Source organism: Thermogladius sp., assembly GCF_049970955.1.
In the GTDB taxonomy this organism is placed as follows: domain Archaea; phylum Thermoproteota; class Thermoprotei_A; order Sulfolobales; family Desulfurococcaceae; genus Thermogladius.
The window spans coordinates 1-5,236 of the sequence record NZ_JBMFLY010000056.1; the positions used below are offsets into that span (position 1 = coordinate 1).

Annotated in this window: 5 protein-coding genes; all 5 read right to left on the minus strand. The window is 59.9% G+C overall.

Translation table 11 applies throughout. The features are described from left to right. The coding region (locus ACP5VX_RS05995; protein WP_428724977.1) for an NUDIX hydrolase at nucleotides 1-419 on the minus strand (419 nt) is incomplete at its 3' end. 94 nt (nucleotides 420-513) lie between these two features. Further along, on the minus strand, nucleotides 514-1,407 hold the full coding sequence (locus tag ACP5VX_RS06000) for an ABC transporter permease (RefSeq protein ID WP_428724978.1): 894 nt from the start codon (nucleotides 1,405-1,407) through the stop codon (nucleotides 514-516). After that, the gene (locus ACP5VX_RS06005) at nucleotides 1,408-2,460 is read right to left on the minus strand and encodes an ABC transporter permease (protein ID WP_428724979.1); all 1,053 of its coding nucleotides are present in this window, start codon (nucleotides 2,458-2,460) and stop codon (nucleotides 1,408-1,410) included. 1 nt (nucleotide 2,461) lies between these two features. Next, nucleotides 2,462-3,988 carry an ABC transporter ATP-binding protein gene (locus ACP5VX_RS06010; protein ID WP_428724980.1) on the minus strand — a complete coding sequence of 509 codons (1,527 nt, stop codon included), beginning with the start codon at nucleotides 3,986-3,988 and terminating at the stop codon, nucleotides 2,462-2,464. 84 nt (nucleotides 3,989-4,072) lie between these two features. Further along, on the minus strand, nucleotides 4,073-5,236 hold a 1,164-nt coding region (locus tag ACP5VX_RS06015), incomplete at its 5' end, for a BMP family lipoprotein (RefSeq protein ID WP_428724981.1).

Here is a 5,236-nt window from a genome sequence, read left to right on the forward strand (position 1 = left end):
AGTAGAACCTCTGCCAGCCTCCTAGTCGAGCGGGTGACCAGGCTGCTTGCCGCAGCCTCGCGGAGGTCGAACCACCCCACCCTCCTCGCGTCTCCGCCGGGCCTCAGCTCGCCGCTCAGGGTCTCCGGGTCGAAGAGGACGTCTACTATCACGTAGTGGTACTTGACCCTGCCGTCGTCCCTCACGATCGACTCGGACACCCAGACTACGCCCACCGGCCTCCCCCTAAGCCCGGTCTCCTCCTCGAGCTCCCGGACAGCCGCCTCTAGTATTGACTCGCCGGCCTCGATCGCCCCGCCCGGAATGGACCACAAGCCCACCCCGGGAGGGTAGCCCCTCTCGACCAAGAGTATCTTCCCGTCCTTGACCACTACAGCGCCCACGGAGGCTATCGCGTACTCGGGGTACTCGCGGGGCAAAAGGACGCACCCCCGCGGCCTTTTTCGCAGCCTTGATAGGAGACTATTCCGTTCACAAAGGTAAAAACGGGTTAGCCTGGCGGCGCCTGCGGGCTTACTCCCTCTTGTAGGGCACTCCCACGTACTTCGGCGGCCGGGACTTACCGATGACCCCTGCCACGACTACTAGTGTAGCCACGTAGGGGATCGTGTTGAAGAGGTGTACCGGTATGATCTCCTTGAGCCACCCAATGTTTTTCATCCACTCGCCGAGAACCCAGAAGAACCCGAAGAGGAAGCTCCCCGCTATCCCGAGTATCGGGTTCCAGTTGGCGAAGTTTACTGTGGCCAGCGCTATGAAGCCCCTACCGGCCGAGATCTGCTTCGTTATCCCAGCGTTCCAGTCGATGCTCAAGAAAGCCCCTGCCAAGCCGGTGAGCGCCCCGGCTATTGCTGAGGCCGCCGTCTGGACCAGCTCGACTCTCACGCCTACGGAGTCGGCTGCCTCGGGGTTCTCACCGCAGGCTCTGATGGCGAGCCCGGCCTGCGTCCTGAACAAGAAGTAGTACGATAGGACGGCTATAACCACTGATGAGAGCGCTATGGGCGACAGCCCGAAGACCTTGGGGACTGTCAGCGATATGTCTATGGTGTAGTAGCCCGCAACGTGGAAGAAGGCTATAATCGAGTACGCCACGAACCCTGTAGCGAACAAGTTGACGCCGGTACCCGTCACTATCTGGTTACCCTTCAAGTAGGCTGATACGAACCCGTGGACTAGCCCCAGTAGAAGGCCCGTGGCCACGCCGGCGAGCACGCCGAGCCACGGGTTTGCGAAGAGGCTGTCCACGTATATGGAGGTGAAGGCCGAGATCAGCATGATGCCCTCTAGTCCGATGTTGGCTACCCCTGCCCTCTCGCCTATTATCTCGCCCGTAGCCGCGAGGAGTAGGGGTGTAGACGCGTTGAGGGTCTGGACAAACAGTTGCCAGAGCGTGGACCACTCCATCTACTTCCACCCCCTAGCCTTCCTGAGTATCAGCCTCACCAGGCCGGGTATCGAGAGCGTTACTATTATCAGGCCCTGTACCGTCTGGACCATCTCTAGCGGTACGTGCGCCTTGATCTGCATGTTCCTCGACCCCGCCTTCATGACCCCGATGAAGATAGAGGCGAACAGGATGCCCAGGGGGTGGTTGTTGCCTATGAGCGACACCGCTAGGCCGTCGAAGCCGAGGCCCATCAAGTTGCTCAAGCCAGTCGTTATCGCGTACGACGGCGGTCTACCGGAAACCTCGCACACGCCCGCCAAGCCCGCTGTCACTCCGCCGATTATGAAGGAGTAGAGCGAAACCCTACTCACGTTTATCCCACCGTACCTCGAGGCCACGGGGTTGTAGCCCACAGCTCTTATCTCGTAGCCTATAGCGGTCCTCCACAGCAGGATGTACGTGATCAAAAGTACTACTACCGACACTATGATGCTCGCTGAGAGCTCCGTCCCGCTGACCAGGAGGGGCAGCCTACCAGCCGGGGGCACGGAGACAGTCTTAGACGCGTCTAGAGGGTTTGGTATGACATAGACCCTCATGGTCTCGACTAGCCAGTAGGCTATCCAGTTCAGCATTATCGTCGACACGACCTCGTTCACGCCTCTGTAGGCCTTTAGCACCCCCGCTATCAACCCCCAGAGGACGCCGAGAGCTGCGCCAAGCGCGAACTCGAGGGGCAGGTAGAGGAAGGGTGGAAGTGCTATAACGCCGAACAGCACCGCGCCTAGCGCGCCCATGTACATCTGCCCCTCGGCGCCTATGTTGAACAGGCCTGCCCTAACACCGACGGCGAACGTTAGAGCCGTCAGCATTATGGGCGCTGCGAAGCTGAGGGTCATCTCCAGCCCGTAGGTCGTCGTGAGCGTCGGTACGAACAACTGGTGGTAGGCGTCCCACGGGTTGTACCCGCCGAGAGCCATGACCAGCGCGCCTACCAAAATACCGACTATTATAGCGACAACGACTTCGATGAACGAGAAGGCGTACTCTATGAACCTCGAGTAGGCCACTCTAACCACCCCTCAACTGCCTGGCCTGCTCGAGGGTGTAACCGCCCATCATCAAGCCCAGGAGCCTCTCGTCGGCCTCTTTCGCGTCTACCACGCCCATGAACCTACCCTCGTACATGACCGCGATCCTGTCGCTCAAGTCCATGACCTCGTCCAGGTCCGCTGAGACCAGGAGTATCGCCTTCCCTTGGTCCCTCATCTCGACGAGCTTCCTCCTCACGAACTCCGTTGAAGCGACGTCGAGGCCTCTCGTGGGGTTGGACGCCACGATGATCGAAGGGTTCTTCGAGAGCTCCCTCGCCAATACGAGCCTCTGCTGGTTACCGCCGCTGAGACTCCTAGCCGGGTTGTTGATGCTCCCCACCACGATCTCGTACTCCCTCACGAGCTTCGAGACGTGCTCGACTATCGCCTTCGTCTTCAGCAGCCCGAGGCGGTTTGTGAAGAGCCTGCTCCTCTGCAGACCCAGTATCCCGTTCTCGGCTACACTCATGTTTACAACTAGGCCCATCGCAACCCTGTCCTCCGGTATGTGAGACAGGCCCAGCCTATACAGCTCCTGGGGGGTCTTGTTGGTGACCTCCCTCCCGGACAACAGTACCTTGCCCCTATCGGCCCTGCGGAGGCCCGTTAGGGCCTCAACCAGCTCCTTCTGACCATTGCCCTCGACGCCCGCTATGCCGAATATCTCGCCTTTCCTCACGCCGAAGCTGACGCCCTTCACAGCCCACCCGCCCCTATCGCCCCTCACCCACAGGTCCTCGACGACCAGCACCTCCTCGCCCGCTTGAACGGGCCTCTTAGGTATTTTCAGGAAGACCTCTCTACCCACCATGAGCTTGGCCAGCTCCTCTGGGGTCGTCTTGCTCGTGTCGACTACCCCCGTGACAACGCCCCTCCTCAGGACGGTGATCCTGTCGGTGATCGAGAGGACCTCCTTCAGCTTGTGCGATATGAACACTATCGACACGCCCTGGTCTCTCAACCTCCTCAGGGTCTTGAAGAGCTCCTCTGTCTCCATCGGTGTCAGGTTCGTGGTAGGCTCGTCTAGGATTAGGACTCTCACACCCCTGTAGAGGATCTTGAGTATCTCGGTCTTCTGCCTGAGGCCCATGGGCAGCGACTCTGTCACGGCGTCTGGGTCGACTTTCAGCCCGGTCTCCTCCATGAGCTTAGCGAGCTTCTCCAAGCTCACCTCGCGCCTGCTCAAGCCCAGGAATACGTTCTCTTTAACAGTGAATACGGGGACTAGAGCGGGGTACTGCGCAACCATACCTATACCAAGCCGGAGCGCGTCGCTCGGGCTCGAGAAACTGACGGGCCTGCCGTACACTCTCACCACACCTCTTGTGGGCTTCAGGATGCCGGCCAGGATCTTCATCAGAGTCGTCTTGCCGGCACCGTTCTCGCCCAACAACCCGTGTATCTCCCCCTTCCTCAGCTGGAAGTCTACCCCTCTAAGGGCTACGGTACCGTCGGGGTAGACTTTCACTATCTTCTCCATCTCTACGACGTTCTCAAGTGGCAAGGCTCCACCTCGGGCTTACTAGTGGCTTATAATTGTAAACAGTCTTGTAGGATTATTTAAAAAAGCTTGTGATGATAGGTGGCCCTAACCAACGTTTAGGGCCTGCCTGACCTGAGCGATCTTAGCGGCGTCGAAGGGCACCATGTCCTCGATTTGCGCGAACGTTAGGTTGCCCACTTTCACTCCGGCGGGGTTGCTGATCAACTGGCTCCTCAGGTTGCTCACGGCGTCCCATATCCAGCTGGGTATCTGGCTCCTCATGGCCTGGACCTTCTGGATGATGTCGGTCGCGTTAACCTGCCTACCGGCCTGCTGGGCTATCTGGAGGAATGTCTGGAGGTCCTCGACGCTGCTTATGTCGACGCCCCTCACGCTGAGGCCTAGCTCGAGGACACCGCCGTACTGGCTTATCCTGCCCTCCCTGTAATCAATGGCCCTCTTAACAGCCTCGAAGACGCCTACGTCCACCCTCTTCTCCATGCTAGCTATCACGAAGCCCGGCGCGATCCAGTCCTGGTCGCTGTCGACACCTATCGCGAAGGGGGGACCATACTGCTTGCCCGCGGCCTTGCCCGCGGCCTCGGCCGCCTGTATTATGCCTAGGCCCGTCGCGCCGGCGACGTTGTAGACCACGCACGCTCCCTGGGCCAGCTGGGCCTCGGTCGCCGTCCTGCCCTTGGCTGGGTCGTTGAAGGAGCCGGTGTAGGTGTAGAGTATCCTCAGGGGCTTCACCTGCTGGCCGGTCTGCTGCGCGTAGACCTGCTCGCCGTACCTAATACCCCAGTAGTAGCCTGCCTCGAACTTGTAGAGGACTGGGATCTCCATGCCCAGGACTACGCCGACGGCCGAGCAGTTGTAGTAGTGGGCCACCATGCCCGCCAGCGCGCCCACGAGCGCGCTACCCTCGTGCTCCTTGAACAAGACGCTCAAGACGTTAGACCTGTTCACGTACGCGTCTATGATGGCGAACAGCTGGTTGGGGTACTCCTGCGCCACCTGGTCTACGGCGGACGACATCAGGAAGCCGACCGCTATTATCACGAGGTACTCGCCGCTACTCGCCAGCGTCCTCAGGTTCGGCAGGTAGTCCTGCTCCGTGACGCTCTGCACCTCTGTCACGTCTACGCCCAGCTCCTGCTTGGCCCTCATAGCTCCCATGTAGGCCATGTCGTTGAAACTGAGGTCGCCCCTACCGCCGATGTCGTACACTATGGCTATCTTGTACTTCGTAGCCGGAGTGGTCGTGGT

Coding starts and splice junctions, on each gene's coding strand:
- ACP5VX_RS06000 (WP_428724978.1), bottom strand. CDS start 1,407: ATGGAGTGGTCCACGCTCTGGCAACTGTTTGTCCAGACCCTCAACGCG.